Genomic DNA, 18,647 nt, shown 5'->3' with positions numbered 1-18,647 from the left:
CGATGGACCCAGTGTAGGCGTGCGAAACCGGCCGATCTCCGGTATAACGGCCATTCGATACCGATATCCGGCCATGTCCGATCCACTTCTTCCCGCCCGATTCGTCACGTCCGACGACGGCCCGTTCGTCGTCGCTGCCGTCCTGTCGCAACGCGACCCGCGCGTGACGCCATCCCACTCGCATGCGCGCGGCCAACTCGTCGGCGCGCTGAGCGGGCTGCTGACGATCGGGCTCGACGATCAGGACTGGGTCGTGCCGGCCATTCACGCGATCTGGATTCCGCCGCATTGCCGGCATTCGTTGCGCTCGTTCGGGCCGATTTCCGGCTGGTCGGCGTTCGTCGCCGAAACGCGCTGCGCGGCACTGCCGGATACGCCGCGTGCGATCCGCACGACGCCGCTTCTGCGCGAAGCCGTGCAGCGTGCGGCGAGCTGGGATGGTTCGGCGCTGGATGCCGCGCGCATGCGGATCGCCGACGTGATCCTCGATGAAATTGCGTCGTCGGAAGTCGAGGCGCTGGGGCTGGTGCGGCCGAAGGACTCGCGGCTTGTGAAGATCACCGATGCGCTTGCCGCGGATCTCGCGGACAACCGGCGGCTGGAGGAATGGGCCGAATGGGCCGGCATCAGCGCGCGGACGATGAGCCGCCGCTTCGTCGCGGAGACGGGGCTGACGTTCGCGCAGTGGCGTCAGCAGGCCCGGCTGCTGCGGGCGCTGGAAAGGATTGCCGACGGCGTGCCGGTGACGACGATCGCGCTCGATCTCGGATATGACAATGTGAGCGCGTTCATCGAGATGTTCCGGCGGGCGTTGGGGACGACGCCGGGGAGGTATATGGAGGTTGGGCCGCCGACTCCACGCTCGGCATAGCGAGTAATTCGCGTGTCGCATCGAACCAACTCATCGTACAACAGCAGTCCAATGGATTTCCCGATAGGCTTTAAGCACCTTGCATGTCTGAACCCTGCCCCCTGGCGTTGCAGGTTATCGAGATACCTGCATTGGGCATCACTCGATCCATCAGACATGATGTCCGCTCGAGCTGCTCGGCGAGCAAATCGCAACGATTGCGCAGCAAGCGCACTCGCCGAGAATGTGTACGCGTTAGCGTCTACGACATCAGAAAATCACGAAGCGGCTTCACGGGCCCGGGACCTCTTCTTTGCCAGGTCACCGACAGCTACGGCAACATAGCCGTGAATCGATCGAAATGTGTAGGCGGAAGCTTAATCTCGCCATCCCTATCAACAGCTGTATCAAATATCAAGGATCTCTTAGTCCACACCAAGCGGACGGCATCCGGATACTCATAAGTCCGCTCGGCAAGCAATCGCATGTCAGATGTCCGGTAGAGTCGCAAAAGGATCCGATCTCTTCCCAGGTACGCGTATTGCGCCGTGTAGCGGCCCCCATCGTTCCTCGATCGCTCGGTATCAAACAGTGTCGCACGGGCACGTATGCGCGCATCCTGATAGTAAGAACCGGCCCCGCACAGAAAAGTGACAAATAGCAGAGCGAAACTTAGCGCCTTCATTCCCGATTTCATTCGTGTGTCACGCCCCTCTTTATGCGACATTCCATACAAAAACCATCAGAAGACATACAATTACCGCAAACACCACAAATTCCGCGAGCAGAACAATCTCCACCCCTTGCGTAGCAGCCGCCAATCCGCTCATTCAAAAATACACCGTTATTGGCTTAGCCAGCATGATTGGTTTATAGTTTGAAAAAATTATAAAATCCCCACCTCGGCGGTATTTCGCTTGCCACTCCCGGAACGAGCGATTTCGAACCGGATAGTATGTTTTACCAGGTTTATAGAGATTCGCGGCCGTGCCACCTGCCACTATGGGAAAATCAAACCACGGCTGATCTGCGAGATTCGCCGCCGCGTAAATCGGCACAATTACCACGCCACTTCCCCCCCAAATGGCCTAGATACTGCGACCGCGAATCCGCAGGCCCCTCAAAGGAATAACCATCCCTCACGTATACGACAATGTGCGTAACCGTAGCGCTCTTATTTTCAGTATCGAAAGTAACGCGAGCGACCGCCGCATAAAGATTGAATGCCCCCAGTGCACCTGTCAGATCGTCGGGAACACCACCTTCCGGAAACCGCCGAACAGCCTGCAACGCTTTCTGTTCAAAGGATCTCTCTACCGCCGCTCGCTGAAACTGGAATTTCTTGTGTAGTTTTCGGATATCGTTTCCGCTTACCGCCCAGGGTGATACACCCCCGCGACTGCTGTAGCGACCAAGAATATCCTTAAGGACTTCATATGCACGTGGGCTATATATGGCGGTATTTATGAGATTGTCGTATTGTATTTTTGCACGCGCATGCCTAAGAACCCAATCTAGCTTGATGGTGGTTCGATCGACCATCGACTCAGGGTAGAGCTCACCATTCTGGTTGATCTCGTTCTGCTGATCCTTTGGTGTGGCCGAGTAGTTAAGCTCTCCAGAAAACCATCGCTCCATCAGTTTCGCCGAAACTGGCATATGCTCCTTGCGCATGGCGTCAGGGATTTGCTGAATATCGAAAGGCGGCACTTCCTTTTCCTTCTCCGCCGGTTTCGGTTGCTTGGGCGGATCAGGCGCATCCAACCATTTCTTGAAGCGTGAAAATGTATCCGCGATCCTTTCGATGTCGTCCACCATCTTATCGAGCGAATCCCTCTTGTCGGCCCGCGCAACGAACGTCGATGGATTGACTGGCGACCTCTTCACCGGGGGAGCCATTGACATTGATAGGCCGACATGACATACAGGGATGCCCCCATCGTCCCCCTCGCATTACTTCCATCTCCACACGAGCTTGTTGATCTTGAAGTATGGAATCCTATCGTTATAGTGCGTCATGCTGTCACTCGGATTGTAGAATCCTCGACCTTACAATGCCGCACAAAGCCTAACAATGCCGCGCACCTACCGCGTATCAACAGTATCTCATCGGCGAGTCACAAAAAACCTGTAGAAGCACTTGTCGCACTTGCCCATCACAGGCCAGATGGTGGAACGCAATCCTTCCAGGCCATTGTAGACAACTGCAAACGACGAATTCGTCATTCGTAGCCCATCCGAAGTTCCTGCGCCTGTCTGCTCAACTCATTCATTGCATCGACGCTCGCCCGATCGCGCTCCACCTTGTAGCGCATCAGATCGGAAGAACGTATGTGTCTATGCCTGCCTGTCCGGTGATATGGCAACGCATTCGATTCAAGCAACTTGATCAGGTGAGGACGATAGACGTTGAGCAGGTCTGCCGCTTCCTGAGTCGTCAATTCCGCATGGACGGGAATGACCTTGACCACATTGCCGTCGGCCAACCCCGCGAGGATATCGACCAACAGACGCAGCGCGGATGTCGGGAGCTCAACTTGATGCGCGCGATTCTCGTCGTCAAAGATCTGAATGCGCTGCGTATCGGTTTGCGTTGCGAGATAAGCCGCCAGCGTGCGTCGCCCTTCGACAGCCGCCCGCATCTCGCGCTCGACAGGCAAGATCATGTCAGGTGTCGTGGTATGAGGCATCGCGCGCTCCAATCGGGATTTCGGGAGCGCATCAGCTTATTCGAAATAAACGAAATATAATCAATCCGCCAGTATTTCAAGGCTCCGCTTCGCTTAGTACGTCCCATCCCCCTTCTTCGCGGCCTCTTCACCCTTCCCCTTGAACTGCGCAGCCAACCGCTCCGCGCTCCTCGCCAGCAGCGTCGTATCCACACCGACCGCGACGAACAGCGCCCCCGCTTCCAGATAACGCCGCGCGGCCGCCTCATCCGCGCTCAGAATCCCCGGCGCCTTGCCGGCCGCCTTGATCGTCCGGATCGCGCCGTCGATTGCCGCCTGCACATCCGGATGCCCCGGATTGCCGAGATGCCCAAGGTCTGCGGCCAGATCCGCCGGCCCGATGAACACGCCGTCAACCCCTTCGACCCGCGCAATCGCATCGATCGCATCGAGCCCCGCCCGCGTCTCGACCTGCACGAGCACGGCCATCTCGTCGTTCGCGCGATGCAGGTAGTCGCCAACACGATTCCACCGCGACGCACGCGCCAGCGCACTGCCGACACCACGAATGCCATGCGGCGGATAACGCGTCGCCGCCACCGCCGCGCGCGCTTCATCCGCGCTCTGCACCATCGGCACGAGCAACGTCTGCGCGCCGAGATCGAGCACCTGCTTGACGATCACCGGATCGTTCCACGGCACGCGCACGACCGGATGCGACGGATACGGCGCGATCGCCTGCAGTTGCGCGAGGATCGTCGGCACCGTGTTCGGCGCATGCTCGCCGTCGATCAGCAGCCAGTCGAAACCGGCGCCCGCGACGACTTCGGCGCTGTACGGATTCGCGAGCCCGAGCCACAGCCCGACCTGCGCGTCGCCGCGCGCAAGCGCGGCCTTGAAGACATTCGAAGGAATCTGCATCGTTCGCTCACCTCATTCGAAGTAGCACTGGATCGTCCCGAGCGGGCCGTAGTCGACGCTGAACGTGTCGCCCGGCCGCGCCGCGCACGGCCGCGTGAACGAACCGCCGAGCACGATCTGCCCCGGCTCCAGCGCGACGTCGAAGCGCGCCAGCCGGTTCGCAAGCCACGCAACGCCGTTCGCCGGATGATTCAGCACGCCGGCCGCGACGCCCGTTTCCTCGACCACACCGTTGCGCGACATGATCGCCGCAACCCAGCGCAGGTCGACGTCCTGCGGCTTCACGGGCCGCCCGCCGATCACGACGCCCGCGTTCGCCGCGTTGTCGGCGATCGTGTCGAACACCTTGCGCGGCCGTTTCGTATCGGGGTCGATCGACTGGCTGCGCGCGTCGATGATCTCCAGCGCCGGCACCACATAGTCGACCGCGTCGTACACGTCGAAGATCGTGCAGTCCGGGCCGGTGAGCCGCTTGCCGAGCACGAACGCGAGTTCGACCTCGACGCGCGGCACGATGAAGCGGCCGGTGGGAATCGTGCCGCCGTCGGCGAAGAACATGTCGTCGAGCAGCGCGCCGTAGTCGGGCTCGTCGATCTGCGACGTGTTCTGCATCGCCTTCGACGTGAGGCCGATCTTGTGGCCCTTCAGCGTGCGGCCTTCCGCAAGCTTGAGGGCCACCCACGCGCGCTGGATCGCATACGCGTCGTCGATCGTGATGTCGGGATGGTCAAGCGAGATCTGGCGGATCTGCTTGCGCTCGCGCTCGGCGTCGTGCAGACGCTGCGCGAGCTGGTCGATGATGGCGGGTTCGAGCATGGTCGGATCGGGAATGGGGTTCAGCCGGCCCGCTTGTAGCGGGCGTGGATGTTGTTGTGCTTGTACGAGCCGCTTTCGCTGAACTCGGTCAGCTCCATCGACAGCGCGAGGTAGCGTTTCGCATACAGCTCCGCGAAGTGCGCCTTGACCGCGTCGAACAGCGCGTCGCACGCGGTCTTCTTCTGCGCGTCGGTGCGGCCCGAACCGATCTTCAGCGTCACGTGGACGAATGCGTCGTCCTCCGTGCCGTCGGCCACGCAATAGTCCTGCAGCTCGATCGCGCGCGAGCGGATTCCGCCTGTCGGGAACACGCCGCCCTGTGCGATCAGCGTGGCGTTGATCGTACGCAGCAGCACGGGAATGCGCGCGTCGTCGCGGATGTTCGCGGTGTATTCGACGACGATATGTGGCATGGCTTGTCTCCTGTCGAATGCGTGGCGCAGCGATCAGGACAACGGAAAGATCGCATTGATCTGCCCGGTTCCAGAACTTGCAAAATAGTCGGTAACGATTTCGACGGGTTTATCGTAGCGATCCCAGCCGAGCAAGCCGAGCAGCATCGCCGTATCGTGCATCCCGCCTTCGCCGTGGCAATGCGTGTTGTACTCGGGCAGCATCGCGCAGAAGGTCTTGAAATCGCCCTGCTTCCACAACTCGACCACGCGCAGGTCGACCTGCCGGAAGAATTCGCGGCTGATCTCGTGGATCGATTCCTCGGGGCTGCCGTTGTCGTTGAAGCGGTGCGACAGCGACCCGCTCGCGAGGAACGCGACGTTCGAATCGCTCTTCTCGATCGCTTCGAGCAGCGCCTCGCCGAAGCGCCGGCTTTCGTCGAGCTGATGCCACATGCACCAGCCTGCGATCGACACGACCTTGAAGTGCTGGTCGGCGTTCATGTAGCGCATCGGCACGAGCGTGCCGTATTCGAGTTCGAGGCTGTCGATCTCGTGCGCACGGGTCGCGATCCCGCGCTCGGTAGCCGTCTCGGCGATCAGCCGGCCGAGCGCCGGGTTGCCCGAATACGCGTACTGCATGTCGCGGATGAAGTGCGGCAGCTCGTTGCTCGTGTACGTGCCGGAAAACTGCGCATTGCAGTTCACGTGATAGCCGGCGTTGACGAGCCAGTGCACGTCCGACACGACGATCGTGTCGACGCCGAGCGCACGGCAGCGCTCGCCGATCAGTTGATGGCCGCGGATCGCCGCTTCGCGGCAGCCGTGATGCCTGCCGGGCAATTCCGACAGGTACATCGACGGCACGTGCGTGATCTTCGCGGCGAGGGACAGTTTGCCCATCGTTCAAGTCTCCGTATGGTTCTTTCGTGCTGCCAGACGACCCGCGCCCGTCACACGCCCCAGCGCGGAATGTGGTGCGAACCCATCGAGATGCACACGTTCTTGATCTCCGCGAACACCTCGAAACTGTACTCGCCGCCCTCGCGCCCGGTACCCGATTCCTTCACGCCGCCGAACGGCTGACGCAGGTCGCGCACGTTCTGGCTGTTCACGAACACCATCCCGGCCTCGATGCCGCGCGCGAGGCGATGCACCTTGCCGACGTCCTGCGTCCAGATGTACGAAGCAAGCCCATACGCGGTGTCGTTCGCGAGCCGCAGCCCTTCGTCTTCGTCCTCGAACGGGATGATGCATGCGACCGGCCCGAAGATCTCTTCCTGCGCGACGCGCATCCGGTTGTCGACGTCGGCCAGCACGGTCGGCCGCACGAAGTTGCCGTTGCGCAGATGGTCGGGCAGGCCCGCCGGCTTGTCCGCGCCGCCCGCGACCACGCGCGCGCCTTCCTGCTCACCGATGCGGATATAGCCCGTCACCTTCTCCCAGTGCTGGCGCGTGATCATCGCGCCGAGATTCGTGGCCGGATCGGACGGATCGCCGACCACCAGGTTGTTCGCGCGGCGCGCGAACTCCTGCACGAAGCGGTCGTAGATCGTGCGCTGCACGAAAATTCGCGAGCCGGCCGTGCAGCGTTCGCCGTTGATCGAGAAGATCGTGAACAGCGATGCGTCGAGCGCGCGGTCGAAGTCGGCATCGTCGAAGATCAGCACCGGCGACTTTCCGCCGAGTTCCATCGAATACTTCTTGAGACCGGCACGCTCCATGATCCGCTTGCCGGTGACGGTGCCGCCGGTGAACGACACCGCGCGCACGTCCGGATGGCGCACCAGCGCATCGCCGGCCGTCGCGCCATAGCCCTGCACGACGTTCAGCACGCCCGGCGGAATGCCGGCTTCGAGCGCGAGGCGGCCCAGTTGGTCGGCCGTCAGCGGCGACAGCTCCGACATCTTCAGCACGGCGGTGTTGCCGAGCGCGAGACACGGCGCCGTCTTCCACGTCGCGGTCATAAACGGCACGTTCCACGGCGACACCAGCGCGCACACGCCGACCGGCTGGTACAGCGTGTAGTTCAGCATCTGGTCGTCGACCGGATAGGTGCGACCGTTCATCTGCACGCACACTTCCGCGAAGAAGTTGAAGTTCTCGGACGCACGCGGAATCAGCTGCTTGCTCGTCTGCGCGATCGGCAGGCCCGTATCCTGCGTCTCCAGCGCCGCGAGCATCGGCACGTTCTTCTCGATCAGCTCGCCGAGCTTGCGCATCAGCTTCGCGCGCTCCTTGGCGGGCGTGTTCGCCCATTTCGGGAACGCTTCCTTCGCGGCGCGCACGGCCGCGTCGACCTCGGCCTCGCCGCCCGATGCGACGTCTGTGATGACATCGCCCGTCGCGGGATTCAGCGTCGTGAACGTCTCGCGGCTCTCGACTTCGCGGCCGTCGATCCAGTGCTTGATGGTCATGCTCTCTCCTTGGGCGACGGGCTCAGCCGGCGCGATAGTAGTCTGCTTCGCCGACGATCGTGTTCACGAGCCGGCCAATCCCCTCGATTTCGGTCACGACCTCGTCGCCCGGCTTCGTGTCCGCCAGCCCCTCGGGCGTGCCGGTCAGGATCAGGTCACCCGGCGAGAGCGTCATGAAGCCGCTGATGTGCTCGATCAGCGCGGGCACGTCGAAGATCATGTCGCGCGTGCTGCCGCGCTGCGTCTCCTGGCCGTTCACCGTCGTGCGCAGCGTCAGGTCGCCCGCATCGCCGATCTCGTCGCGGCTGACGAACCATGGCCCGAGCGGCGTGCAGGTGTCGCGGTTCTTCACGCGCAGGTTCGGGCGGTAGTAGTTCTCGAGATAGTCGCGGATCGCGTAGTCGTTCGCGACCGTATAGCCGGCCACGTAGTCGAGCGCCTGCGCGCGGCTCACGTTGCGCGCGGGCCGGCCGATCACGACGGCCAGCTCGCACTCGTAATGCATGTGGGTGGCATCCGCCGGGCGCACGGTGCGCGACCGGTGGCCGATGAACGTGTTCGGCCCCTTCAGGAAGATCAGCGGCTCGCTCGGCGCCTTGAACGCGAGTTCCTTCGCGTGGTCGGCGTAGTTGAGGCCCAGCGCGAACGTCGTGCGCGGTGCGACGGGCGGCAGCCATTCGACCCGCTCTTCCGCGACCACGCGCCCCGTATCCAGGCGGATCGCGCCGTCGCCGGCCGGTTCCGCCGCATGCAGGGCGCCGTTGTAAATGACACGTGCGGTTTTCATCGTGCTTCCTCCGCGATCAGCGTGTGCCGCAACGTGCCGATACCGGCGGCGGCGATCTCGATCGTGCTGCCCGCGCGGGCGCGCGGTGCGCCGCCCGCGACGCCGAGCAGCAGGACATCGCCCGCGTCGAACGACATGAAGGCCGTCACGTCGGCAATCAGCTCGCGCACCGGGCGAATCAGCGTGGCCGTCGAAGCGGACACCGCCGCCTCGCCGTCGATCCGCACGGTCAGGCCGATCGCGTCGACATCGCCCAGCGCGGCGGCCGGCACGATCGCCGGGCCCAGCGGGCAGAAACCATCGCGGCACTTGAAGCGCACGGCCGGACGGTAGTAATCGGGATGCGGCACCGACACGTCGCTCGCGAGCGTGAAGCCGTGCAGGTAGTCGAGCGCCCGTTCGGCCGGCACGCGGGTCGCACGGTGCGAAAACACGACGGCCACCGACGCGCCGATCTCCAGCGCGTCGACGCCGGCCGGCACGACGACAGTCGCGCCGTCGGCCGCATGCGTGTTGGCGGGCTTGATGTACAGGATCGGCGCCTGCGGCTGGCGGCCGTAAGGCGGTGCGTTCACGGCATCGCCGAGCGCGTCGAGCGCCGCGCGCTCGTTGAGCAGCGCACCGTAGACGGTACCGATGGCGACCGGCAACGGCGCCGCCGCGGCGGTCGTGCAAGACAGCTCCATGCGTCATTCCCCTGCCGCGCGTCGCGGCGCATCGTCAATAGTTAATATCTTAAGTAAACAATCGGGCGCTGGCAACCTCGATTACCCTGATATGCGAAATTCACCACCTGCGGCTGTTAAGATTGATGCGTCCCCGTCCACTGCCCACCCCGATGAACCGTACGCTCGACCATCGCAACCTGGCCATGCTGCTGCTCGAGGCCCGCGAAACGCTGATGGGTCTGTTTCGCCCCATTCTCAAGGAATTCGCGCTGACCGAACAGCAATGGCGGATCATCCGCGTGCTCGACGGCGAACCGGCGCATGCGCTCGAAGCGGGACAGATCGCGCGGCGCTGCTGCATCCTGAGCCCGAGCCTCACGGGCGTGCTGGAACGGATGGAGCGCGACGGCCTGATCACGCGCACGCGCGCGCAGGAAGATCAGCGCCGGCTGCTGGTCAGCCTGACGCCGCAAAGCAGGAAACTGGTCACGGAAATCGGTCCGCGGATCGACGAGCAGTACCGGCAGCTCGAATCGCGGTTCGGCCAGGACGGCCTCGAAGACATCTATCGCGCGCTCGACCGGCTCATCGAACTCGGCGGCAACACGTGATGACGGCACCCGTTCCCGCCAGGCGCGGGAACGGGTGCCGGTGCAGCGCGGACGGTCAATGCACCGCGCCGCGCATCAGCTCGGTCACGGCCACGCCGCGCGACGTGCGCATGCATTCCTCGACGTAATCGATGAACGGCAACGGTTCGAAATCGATTTCGTCGCGCACGCGGCGGTTGTCGAACACGCGATCGACCGTCGCGAATTCCCCGCAGCGCTGCAGCGCCCGGCCGATCACGCGTTCGAGGGCCGGATCGGTCCGCCCGAGCACGTCGCGCACCACCAGCGGCAATTCGGCCGGTGCACACGCCGCGTAGCGCGGTGCGCCCGTCATCCCCGCCGCCTCGTCCATCGCACGCACGATCTGTGCGACCTGCGGTGCCTCGTCGCCGGCCGACACGTGATACAGGTCGTGCGCAAGCGTCGGCTTGACGGCCAGCAGCATCGTCGCACGCGCCACGTCGTCCACCGACACGATGTCGATGCGCGTCATCGGCCGCGCGGTGAAGCGGCGCGCGGCATGCGCCAGCCGGAACATCCAGAACGAATTCGGCGCGGGCCGCGTACCGAGCACCGTGTGGCCGACCACATGCGACGGCCGCACCACGACGAGCGGCAGTCCGAGCCCGCGCAAGCGCTGCTCGGTCTCCGCCTTCGCGTGCAGGTAATCGGCCGCGAGTACCGCGCCCGGCAGGCCTTCTTCGTCGCGCGTGACGTCGTTCGCCGTGTCGCCCGCGGCCTCTTCCTGCACGATCCCGCCGCGGCCCGCGTGCGCATAGGCCGTGCCGACGTACACGAAGCGCTGCAGGCGCGGCGCCCGAGCAAAGCGTTCGGCGAAGCGCACCGCATCGGCGATGTCGGCCTGCAGGTGCGCGCCGTCGGCCGGCGACGCATGGCCCGCGCAATGAATCACGTGCGTCGCGGCGGCGAGGCGCGGCGCCTCGGCGCCCTGCCACACGTCGCCGAGCGCACCGACGATCACGTTCGCATCGGTCAGGCGCGACGCCCAGTACGGCGCAAGCCCCGCGCGCAGCGCCGCTTCGCGCAGCCGCGCGACGGCGTGGCCGCGGTTCTGCGCGCGCACGACGCAAACGATGCGGTCGAGCAGCCCCGCATTGACGAGCGCCGTCAGCACGGTACTGCCGATGAAGCCGGTTGCGCCGGTCAGCACCAGCCGCCCGACGTTCGCCGCCGCGACCGGTGCGCTGGCCGGCGACACGAGGCTCGTCCGCCAGTTGAGCGACAACGCGGTTTTCCAGATCAGCACGATAGTCTCCTTCGAAGAGTCGGCCGGGCGGCGCGGCGCCCGCGGTTGCGGGCTGCGCACGGCTCACCGGCCGGGCCGGGGCCTGACGCGCGCCCCGGCAGTCCCGATCGGGCGTGCGGCCCGCGATCGCGTCGATCGCGTCTCTGGCACGAGGCGGCGGCAGCCGCCGAGGACGGGCGTCCGCGGCACTGGATCGGGAAGATCCCAGTGTGGGGCCCGACCGCAGGCAAGTCTGTCCCGAAAGTTTCGTGAAAGTGTGCCGATTTGTATGGGATTGTCGGAGTCTGTCGTACCGGGCGCGCCGTCAAAACGCCGCAACATCCGGTCGGGCCGCTTTCCGACGATGCGGTGCCGCCCCGGTCGGCCCGGTTTCCGCCGCCGGTCGCACGCGACAGATCGACGCGCCTCGCCGGCATGTCATCCCATGTCTCGACGATCGGCCCGCCTCCCATCGGCACCGCGATCGCCAGTACGCGCGGGTTTGCGCGCGCCGTCGGAATAACCATGAATCGTCAGACATCGTTCCATCAGAAACCGCAATGTACTCAATACGGATTTATTGCGGTTTATCACTTGCGTTTCACACCAGTCTATCTAGACTGTTCAAGTCTAAACGGTCGAATGTGTCAATTTTTTAGGAGACGATCACAATGCGCCTCACCATTCGGATTAATGGCAGCGAATCGGCAACCCGGCATTCCTTTGCGGTACTGTGGGTCGATACCGACGAGGGGCTGTGGTCGCGCGAGGCACATCAAGGCATGGATCTTCCGACCTGGGGCAAGGTCCGCGATGTCGAGGGCGCAATGGCGCTCTGCGCGGCCGACGGCGGGAATGCCGTGTGCCAGCTGAAGGGACTGTCGTTCGATGCAACGCAGCGCGAACAGGGCCCGGCCGTCCTCGCCGGCGATCATCCCGGCGCGTGGCGGCTGCAGGCTGTCGATCGTTGCACGAGCGAGCCGGAATATCGGGAATTCATTTCCGTCGCCCGATAGAAACTATCGATGTAATTCGTCTGCGGTTTTCGGGTTTATTCTGGTTTCAGCGATATTCATTTCGATATTCAGCATTAACGGCGCCCCAATTCGGGGCGCTTTTCATTTTCCGGCTTAAAGAAATAACCGCAGGCCGGTCAATTGATCGCACACCGGGGACGGTCGGCATCGGCCGTCCCCGGGATCGCGTGCCCGGGATCGACACGCAGCGAATCGCCCGACATCCGTCGCCGGCTGCGACGGTGAAATCGGTTTCCGCCCCGCCTTTCCTTCCCCTTTTCCGCGCCGTGCCAGAGGGCCCACACCTGCTTTTTCTCGGGGCCGGAACATACTTTCCCCACACGGCGTTTACTCATTTATTACAATCGCATTATTCAGACTGACTCGCCGCCCTTCGGCGGCCCGACCCGGCCATTGCATGAGCGTGAAAAAGAAGACCCACCCCGCCGATCCGTACGCGGCCGCGACCAAGAACCCCATGCTCGCGTCGCGCCTGCCGATGTGGCGCTCGAAGCTGATCGTGATCATCGTGTTCCTCGCGTTCGCCGCGCTGATCGGCCGCGCGTTCTGGGTGCAGGTGGCGAACAAGGAGTTCTACGTCGGCCAGGGCCAGAAACGCTACCAGCGCACGATCGAGCTCGACGCGACGCGCGGCAGCATCGTCGACCGCAACGGCGCGATGCTCGCCGTCAGCCTGTCGACCTATGAAATCTGGGCGAACCCGAAGCAGGTTGCCGACACCGACTACCCGCAGATCTCGAAACTGCTCGACATGCCGCTCGTCGAGGTCAAGCGGCGCCTCGGCAACGACAAGACGTTCGTGCTGCTCAAGCGGCAGGTCGACGCGGACACCGCGGGCAAGCTCGACAAGCTCGCGATCGACGGCATCACGCAGATCGCCGATTCGAAGCGCTTCTACCCGGAAGGCGAATCGGCCGCCCACGTGGTCGGCTTCACGAACATCGAGGACAAGGGCCAGGAAGGCGTCGAGCTTGCGGCGAATGCACGCCTGGTGGGCACCTCCGGGCAGCGCGAGGTGATTCGCGACCGGCTCGGCCGCATCGTGTCGGACACGCGCCCGCTCGTCCCGGCGCAGCACGGTGCGACGATCGAACTGACGATCGACCGCCGCATCCAGCAGCTCGCGTTCAGCCAGCTCAAGGCGGCCGTGGTCGAGAACAACGCGATGGCCGGCAGTGTCGTCGTGCTCGACGCGCAGAACGGCGAGATCCTCGCGCTCGCGAACTACCCGACCTTCGACCCGAACGACCGCGCGCGCCTCACCGGCCAGCAGTTGCGCAACCGTGCAGTGATCGACACGTTCGAACCGGGCTCGACGATCAAGCCGCTCGTCGTCGCGCTGTCGATCGACGAGCGCAAGGTCACGCCGAACACGATCATCAACACGTCGCCGGGCACCTACAAGATCGGCCCGGCCGTGATCCACGACACGTCGAACCACGGCTCGCTGACGGTATCGCAGGCGCTGCAGAAGTCGAGCAACGTCGCGCTCGCGAAGCTCGCGCTGAACCTGCCTGCCGAAACGATCTGGAACAAATACCAGGAATACGGGATCGGCCGCGCGCCGGAACTGACGTTCCCGGGCGTCGCGTCGGGCCGGCTGCGCGGCTACAAGCGCTGGCGGCCGATCGAGCAGGCGACGATGGCATACGGCTACGGCCTGTCGATGTCGCTGCTGCAGATCGCGCAAACCTACACGGCCTATGCCGGCGACGGCACGCTGCACCCTGTGTCGCTGCTGAAGAACGGTACCGACCAGCAGACGATCGACGCGCATCGCGGCCACCGCGTGACGTCGGCGCAGACGGCCGCGTCGATCCGCTCGATGCTCGAGATGGCGGTCGGCGAAGGCGGCACGGGGCGCCGCGCGCGCGTCGACGGCTACCGGATCGGCGGCAAGACGGGTACCGCGCGCAAGCAGGTCGGCGCGACCTATGCGAAGGGCAAGTACCGTGCGCTGTTCGCGGGGATGGCGCCGATGAGCAACCCGCGCCTGATCGTCGCGGTGATGATCGACGAGCCGCGCGGCAAGGGCTACTACGGCGGCACGGTGGCCGGCCCGGTGTTCGCGTCGGTCACGAGCGGCTCGCTGCAGCTGCTCGGCGTGCCGCCCGACGCACCGATCGAGCCCGAGAAGACGCCGCCGGCGAAGGCCGTTGCGCCGCAGAAGACGGTGGCTGCACCGAAAGCGGCGGCGACGCATGCAAAGACGGCCGCTGCGCCGAAAACCGCCGCACCGCTGAAGACAGCCGCGCCGTCGAGAGCGCCGGCGCAGGCAAACACGGCGGCGGGCTGATCGACGCGCCGCCCTCCGGCGCGCGCGTCACGCCCCGACAGCCTCGTCGCCTCTTCACACTTCCCCGCCATCGGGCACCGTCCCACTTTCTAGGAACGCCGCGCATCATTTGAGCGTTCCCGCTGCCTGCTCCTACAATTTTTCCGCGCGCCGGGCAGCCCTGCCCGCGTGCGCGACTACAACAAAGGAGAGAGACGCATGCGATTCCACTGGAAGACGCTCGCACTGGCCATGGCGAGCGCGGCGCTGGTCGGCGGGGTGCCCGCCCATGCCGCCGACCCCGCCGACGTGAAAATCGGCTTCCTCGTCAAACAGCCGGACGATCCGTGGTTCCAGGACGAATGGCGCTTCGCCGACCAGGCGGCGAAGGAAAAGCATTTCACGCTGATCAAGATCGCGACGCCGAGCGGCGAAAAGGTATCGACCGCGCTCGACAGCCTCGCCGCGCAAAAGGCGCAAGGCGTGATCATCTGCGCACCGGACGTGAAGCTCGGCCCCGGCATCGCGGCAAAGGCGAAGCGCGCGGGCATCAAGCTGATGTCGGTCGACGACCAGCTCGTCGACGGCCACGGCGCGCCGCTCCCGGGCGTGCCGCACATGGGCATCTCCGCGTACAAGATCGGCCAGCAGGTCGGCCAGGCGATCGCGGACGAGACGAAGCGGCGCGGCTGGAACCCGGCCGAGGTCGGCATCATCCGAATCGCGTACGACCAGTTGCCGACCGCGAAAGAGCGCACGACGGGCGCGGTCGACGCGCTCAAGGCGGCCGGCTTCCCGGCCGCGAACGTGATCGACGCACCCGAAATGACGGCCGACACCGAAGGCGCGTTCAACGCGGCGAACATCGCGCTCACCAAGCATGCGAATTTCAAGCGCTGGGTCGCATTCGGCTCGAACGACGACACGACGGTCGGCGCGGTACGCGCCGCCGAGGGGCGCGGCATCGGCGCCGACGCGATGGTCGCGGTCGGCATCAACGGCAGCCAGGTCGCGCTCAACGAATTCGCGAAACCGAAGCCGACGGGCTTCTACGGCTCGATCCTGCTGAATCCGCGCCAGCACGGCTACCAGACGAGCATCAACATGTATGACTGGATCACGAAGAACCAGGCGCCGCCGCCGCTCGTGCTGACGTCCGGCACGCTGATCACGCGCGACAACGAGAAGCAGGCGCGCGCCGCGCTCGGTCTGTGAACCAGCACAAGGAGCCGACATGACACGCACCACCCTCGTCACGGGCGCCGCCGGCGGCATCGGCCAGGCGCTGTGCCGCACCTTCCTTGCAGCGGGCGACCGCGTGCTCGCGCTCGATCGCGACCGCGCGGCGCTCGACCGCTTCCTCGACACGCTCGGCGACGCGCGCGTCACGCCGGTCGTCGACGACCTGACCGACGCCGAGCGGCTGCATTCGATGCTCGAATCGCATCCGCCAGTCGACGTGCTCGTCGCGAACGCGGGCACCGCTGCATCGACCACGCTGCGCGACACGACGCCCACCACGTGGCGCACGGATCTCGACGCGAACCTGACCGCTACCTACGTGAGCGTCGAAGCCGTGCTGCCCGGCATGCGCGCACGCGGGCGCGGCGCGATCGCGATCATCGGTTCGGTCAACGGCGTACATGCGCTCGGGCATCCGGCATACAGCGCCGCAAAGGCCGGGCTGATCAGCTACACGAAATCGCTCGCGATCGAATACGGCCGCGACGGCGTGCGCGCGAACATCGTGCTGCCGGGCACCGTGAAGACACCCGCGTGGGAAGCACGCGTGGAGCGCAACCCGCAGGTGTTCGAACAATTGAGGAAGTGGTATCCGCTCGACGATTTCGCGACGCCCGACGACGTCGCGCAGGCCGCGCTGTTCCTGTGCTCGCCGGCCGCGCGGATCATCACCGGTGTGGCGCTGCCCGTCGATGGCGGCCTGCTGGCCGGCAATCGCGTGATGGCGCAGGAACTGACGCTCGAGACGTTCTACTGAAACTGAAGCACGCAGGGCCGGCGGCCGCCCGGGCCGCCGCGCCCTGCCCGGTGCGCAGCGCGATGCCGCGCGCCCTTAATGCGCGGCCGCGGCCGGCTTCGTCATCCTGCCGAGCACGTGCTCGGTCATTCCGCGCGCGAGTTCGGACTCGCCCATGAACACCGTGCCGATGCCCTCGTTCGACAGCAGCGCAGCCTCGTCGCCGCTGTTCGTGCACAGCACGACCTCGAGCGCCGGGTTGAGCGTGCGCGAGATCTCGACGATTTGCCGCACGTCGAACACGTCGGGCAGCGTGACGACCAGCATCCCGGCGCGCGCGATATGCGCCTGCACGAGCACGATCGGCTCGATCGCGTCGCCCGACACGGCCGCGACGCCGTCCGCGCGCAGCTTCTCGACGAGCTCGCGATTCTGCTCGACGACGACATACGCAATGCCGCGCTCGTCCAGCGCATGCGCGATCCGCGTACCGACCTTGCCGTAGCCGACGATCACGACCTGCCCGGTCAGGTGCGTCTGCGGCGTCGACATCGGCAGCGCGGCGAGCGGATCGTCGCGCGCCTCGAGCTTGCGCGCGAACGCCGAATGCTTGCGGATCCACGCGAGCGCCGGATCGATCATCGCGAACAGCAGCGTGTTCATCGCGATCGAGATCAGCGCGACTGCCAGAATCAGGCTCTGCCCTTCGGCCGACAGCAACCCGAGCGCACGGCCGAGCCCCGCGAGGATGAACGAGAATTCGCCGATCTGTGCGAGCCCCGCGCCGACCGTCAGCGCGGTGTTCAGCGGATAGCGGAACGCGATCACGAGTGCGACCGCCGCGAGCGTCTTGCCGATCACCACGATCGCCGCGACCTCGATCACGTGCAGCGGCTCCGCGAGCAGGATCTTCGGGTCGAACAGCATCCCGACCGAAATGAAGAACAGCACCGAGAACGCGTCGCGCAGCGGCAGCGTCTCGTCGGCCGCGCGCCGGCTGAATTCCGACTCGCGCATCATCATCCCGGCGAAGAACGCGCCGAGCGCGAACGACACGTCGAACAGCTTCGCCGCGCCGAACGCGATGCCGACCGCGGCCGCGATCATGCACAGCGTGAACAGCTCGCGCGAGCCCGTGCGCGCGACGAGCCACAGAATGCGCGGAAACACGCGCTTGCCGACCACCAGCATCAAGGCGATGAACGCCGCGACCTTCAGCATCGTGACGCCGAGCGTGCCCCACACGCTGCCGCCGGCCGCGTGCGCGTCGCCGGGCGGCGTGCCGCCGAGCAGCCCCGCGACGGGCGGCAGCAGCACCAGCACGAGCACCATCACGAGATCCTCGACGACGAGCCAGCCGACCGCGATGCGCCCGTTGACCGTCTCGACCAGCCCGCGCCCTTCGAGCGCACGCAGCAGCACGACGGTACTCGCGACCGACAGCGCCAGCCCGAACACGAGCGCCGCCCCGACGCTCCAGCCCCAGGTGAGCGCGAGCCCGCCGCCGAGCAGCGTGGCCACCGTAATCTGGACGATCGCGCCCGGCAGCGCGATCTTGCGCACCGCGAGCAGATCGCCGAGCGAGAAATGCAGGCCGACGCCGAACATCAGCAGCATCACGCCGACTTCGGCGAGCTGCTGCGCGAGCGACAGGTCGCCGACGAAGCCGGGCGTGCCGGGGCCGATCACGATCCCGGCGAGCAGATAGCCGACGAGCGGCGGCATTTTCAACAGCGACGCGAAATAACCGAAGACCATCGCGAGACCGAAACCGGCCGCGAGCAACGCAATCAGGCTGACGTCATGAGGCATCCCCCCTCCCGAAGTTCTTGTAACTATTTAGTAAGGTTCAAGAACGAAAGGATAAGGGATGAGGCGGAAAAATGGCGCGCCGCCGCGAAAATTTCACCTGTTGGCGCGCCTTGGCGGGGTGCAACCCCGGCGAAACGAAAGGCGCCGCGCGGGTGCGGCGGCGCCTCG

General features: G+C 65.1%; 18 protein-coding genes. 6 read left to right on the top strand and 12 right to left on the bottom strand.

Annotated elements, in window-relative coordinates; all coding sequences use genetic code 11:
• Positions 1-73 precede the first annotated feature (73 nt).
• Positions 74-871, top strand: a complete 798-nt coding sequence (locus BDI24065_RS05130) for an AraC family transcriptional regulator (RefSeq protein ID WP_175030290.1) — start codon at positions 74-76, stop codon at positions 869-871.
• Between the two features lie 809 nt (positions 872-1,680).
• Here the strand turns inward: BDI24065_RS05130 and BDI24065_RS40995 are convergent.
• The 10 genes from BDI24065_RS40995 to BDI24065_RS05085 all read right to left on the bottom strand — a co-directional run bounded on the left by BDI24065_RS40995 (position 1,681) and on the right by BDI24065_RS05085 (position 9,538).
• A complete protein-coding gene (locus tag BDI24065_RS40995; protein ID WP_254609686.1) occupies positions 1,681-1,908 on the bottom strand; it encodes a DUF6402 family protein in 228 nt (75 codons plus the stop codon).
• Entirely contained in the window at positions 1,862-2,665 is an 804-nt protein-coding gene (locus BDI24065_RS05125) for a DUF6402 family protein (protein WP_254609685.1), read from the bottom strand. The genes BDI24065_RS40995 and BDI24065_RS05125 overlap by 47 nt, the downstream gene beginning before the upstream one ends.
• A gap of 407 nt (positions 2,666-3,072) precedes the next feature.
• Positions 3,073-3,540, bottom strand: coding sequence for an excisionase family DNA-binding protein (locus BDI24065_RS05120; protein ID WP_175030289.1), 468 nt, complete (start codon positions 3,538-3,540; stop codon positions 3,073-3,075).
• Positions 3,541-3,633: 93 nt separating this feature from the next.
• Positions 3,634-4,440 carry a 4-hydroxy-2-oxoheptanedioate aldolase gene (gene hpaI, locus BDI24065_RS05115; protein ID WP_175030288.1) on the bottom strand — a complete coding sequence of 269 codons (807 nt, stop codon included), beginning with the start codon at positions 4,438-4,440 and terminating at the stop codon, positions 3,634-3,636.
• Positions 4,441-4,452: 12 nt separating this feature from the next.
• Positions 4,453-5,256 carry a 2-oxo-hept-4-ene-1,7-dioate hydratase gene (gene hpaH, locus BDI24065_RS05110; protein WP_043183524.1) on the bottom strand — a complete coding sequence of 268 codons (804 nt, stop codon included), beginning with the start codon at positions 5,254-5,256 and terminating at the stop codon, positions 4,453-4,455.
• Positions 5,257-5,276: 20 nt separating this feature from the next.
• Positions 5,277-5,669, bottom strand: coding sequence for a 5-carboxymethyl-2-hydroxymuconate Delta-isomerase (locus tag BDI24065_RS05105; RefSeq protein WP_175030287.1), 393 nt, complete (start codon positions 5,667-5,669; stop codon positions 5,277-5,279).
• A gap of 33 nt (positions 5,670-5,702) precedes the next feature.
• Positions 5,703-6,551 carry a 3,4-dihydroxyphenylacetate 2,3-dioxygenase gene (hpaD, locus tag BDI24065_RS05100; protein WP_175030286.1) on the bottom strand — a complete coding sequence of 283 codons (849 nt, stop codon included), beginning with the start codon at positions 6,549-6,551 and terminating at the stop codon, positions 5,703-5,705.
• Positions 6,552-6,601: 50 nt separating this feature from the next.
• On the bottom strand, positions 6,602-8,065 hold the full coding sequence (gene hpaE / locus BDI24065_RS05095) for a 5-carboxymethyl-2-hydroxymuconate semialdehyde dehydrogenase (protein WP_174948728.1): 1,464 nt from the start codon (positions 8,063-8,065) through the stop codon (positions 6,602-6,604).
• Between the two features lie 22 nt (positions 8,066-8,087).
• Positions 8,088-8,852, bottom strand: a complete 765-nt coding sequence (locus BDI24065_RS05090; protein WP_175030285.1) for a fumarylacetoacetate hydrolase family protein — start codon at positions 8,850-8,852, stop codon at positions 8,088-8,090.
• Positions 8,849-9,538, bottom strand: coding sequence for a fumarylacetoacetate hydrolase family protein (locus BDI24065_RS05085; protein WP_175030284.1), 690 nt, complete (start codon positions 9,536-9,538; stop codon positions 8,849-8,851). Before BDI24065_RS05085 ends, BDI24065_RS05090 begins: the two co-directional genes overlap by 4 nt.
• A gap of 152 nt (positions 9,539-9,690) precedes the next feature.
• Here BDI24065_RS05085 and hpaR point away from each other — a divergent pair, with 152 nt between their 5' ends.
• The gene (gene hpaR / locus BDI24065_RS05080) at positions 9,691-10,131 is read left to right on the top strand and encodes a homoprotocatechuate degradation operon regulator HpaR (protein ID WP_048245409.1); all 441 of its coding nucleotides are present in this window, start codon (positions 9,691-9,693) and stop codon (positions 10,129-10,131) included.
• Positions 10,132-10,186: 55 nt separating this feature from the next.
• On the opposite strand, the gene BDI24065_RS05075 is transcribed toward hpaR, so the two are convergent.
• Positions 10,187-11,398, bottom strand: a complete 1,212-nt coding sequence (locus tag BDI24065_RS05075; protein ID WP_175030283.1) for an SDR family oxidoreductase — start codon at positions 11,396-11,398, stop codon at positions 10,187-10,189.
• A 650-nt stretch (positions 11,399-12,048) separates the two neighbouring features.
• On the opposite strand from BDI24065_RS05075, the gene BDI24065_RS05070 reads away from it, so the two are divergent.
• From BDI24065_RS05070 to BDI24065_RS05055, 4 genes are all read left to right on the top strand, one after another.
• Complete coding sequence (locus BDI24065_RS05070; RefSeq protein ID WP_011355389.1) at positions 12,049-12,393, top strand: DUF3564 family protein; 345 nt, start codon at positions 12,049-12,051, stop codon at positions 12,391-12,393.
• A 418-nt stretch (positions 12,394-12,811) separates the two neighbouring features.
• Positions 12,812-14,710, top strand: a complete 1,899-nt coding sequence (locus tag BDI24065_RS05065; RefSeq protein WP_175030282.1) for a peptidoglycan D,D-transpeptidase FtsI family protein — start codon at positions 12,812-12,814, stop codon at positions 14,708-14,710.
• 198 nt (positions 14,711-14,908) lie between these two features.
• Entirely contained in the window at positions 14,909-15,904 is a 996-nt protein-coding gene (locus BDI24065_RS05060) for an arabinose ABC transporter substrate-binding protein (RefSeq protein WP_175030281.1), read from the top strand.
• A 19-nt stretch (positions 15,905-15,923) separates the two neighbouring features.
• Positions 15,924-16,688, top strand: coding sequence for an SDR family oxidoreductase (locus BDI24065_RS05055; RefSeq protein WP_175030280.1), 765 nt, complete (start codon positions 15,924-15,926; stop codon positions 16,686-16,688).
• A 75-nt stretch (positions 16,689-16,763) separates the two neighbouring features.
• Here BDI24065_RS05055 and BDI24065_RS05050 read toward each other — a convergent pair whose 3' ends face one another.
• The gene (locus BDI24065_RS05050) at positions 16,764-18,479 is read right to left on the bottom strand and encodes a cation:proton antiporter domain-containing protein (RefSeq protein ID WP_175030279.1); all 1,716 of its coding nucleotides are present in this window, start codon (positions 18,477-18,479) and stop codon (positions 16,764-16,766) included.
• Between the last annotated feature and the right edge of the window lie 168 nt (positions 18,480-18,647).

It is taken from the genome of Burkholderia lata (assembly GCF_902499025.1).
Classification (GTDB): Bacteria; Pseudomonadota; Gammaproteobacteria; order Burkholderiales; family Burkholderiaceae; genus Burkholderia; species Burkholderia lata_C.
The sequence above is the reverse complement of the archived record's forward strand: the minus strand, read 5'-3'. Positions and strand labels throughout refer to the sequence as shown.

Bases quoted from the DNA above. Each gene is read 5' to 3' on its own strand.
- BDI24065_RS05130 (WP_175030290.1), top strand. From the start codon at position 74: ATGTCCGATCCACTTCTTCCCGCCCGATTCGTCACGTCCGACGACGGC.
- BDI24065_RS05120 (WP_175030289.1), bottom strand. From the start codon at position 3,540: ATGCCTCATACCACGACACCTGACATGATCTTGCCTGTCGAGCGCGAG.
- hpaI (WP_175030288.1), bottom strand. From the start codon at position 4,440: ATGCAGATTCCTTCGAATGTCTTCAAGGCCGCGCTTGCGCGCGGCGAC.
- hpaH (WP_043183524.1), bottom strand. From the start codon at position 5,256: ATGCTCGAACCCGCCATCATCGACCAGCTCGCGCAGCGTCTGCACGAC.
- BDI24065_RS05105 (WP_175030287.1), bottom strand. From the start codon at position 5,669: ATGCCACATATCGTCGTCGAATACACCGCGAACATCCGCGACGACGCG.
- hpaD (WP_175030286.1), bottom strand. From the start codon at position 6,551: ATGGGCAAACTGTCCCTCGCCGCGAAGATCACGCACGTGCCGTCGATG.
- hpaE (WP_174948728.1), bottom strand. From the start codon at position 8,065: ATGACCATCAAGCACTGGATCGACGGCCGCGAAGTCGAGAGCCGCGAG.
- BDI24065_RS05090 (WP_175030285.1), bottom strand. From the start codon at position 8,852: ATGAAAACCGCACGTGTCATTTACAACGGCGCCCTGCATGCGGCGGAA.
- BDI24065_RS05085 (WP_175030284.1), bottom strand. From the start codon at position 9,538: ATGGAGCTGTCTTGCACGACCGCCGCGGCGGCGCCGTTGCCGGTCGCC.
- hpaR (WP_048245409.1), top strand. From the start codon at position 9,691: ATGAACCGTACGCTCGACCATCGCAACCTGGCCATGCTGCTGCTCGAG.
- BDI24065_RS05070 (WP_011355389.1), top strand. From the start codon at position 12,049: ATGCGCCTCACCATTCGGATTAATGGCAGCGAATCGGCAACCCGGCAT.
- BDI24065_RS05065 (WP_175030282.1), top strand. From the start codon at position 12,812: ATGAGCGTGAAAAAGAAGACCCACCCCGCCGATCCGTACGCGGCCGCG.
- BDI24065_RS05060 (WP_175030281.1), top strand. From the start codon at position 14,909: ATGCGATTCCACTGGAAGACGCTCGCACTGGCCATGGCGAGCGCGGCG.
- BDI24065_RS05055 (WP_175030280.1), top strand. From the start codon at position 15,924: ATGACACGCACCACCCTCGTCACGGGCGCCGCCGGCGGCATCGGCCAG.
- BDI24065_RS05050 (WP_175030279.1), bottom strand. From the start codon at position 18,479: ATGCCTCATGACGTCAGCCTGATTGCGTTGCTCGCGGCCGGTTTCGGT.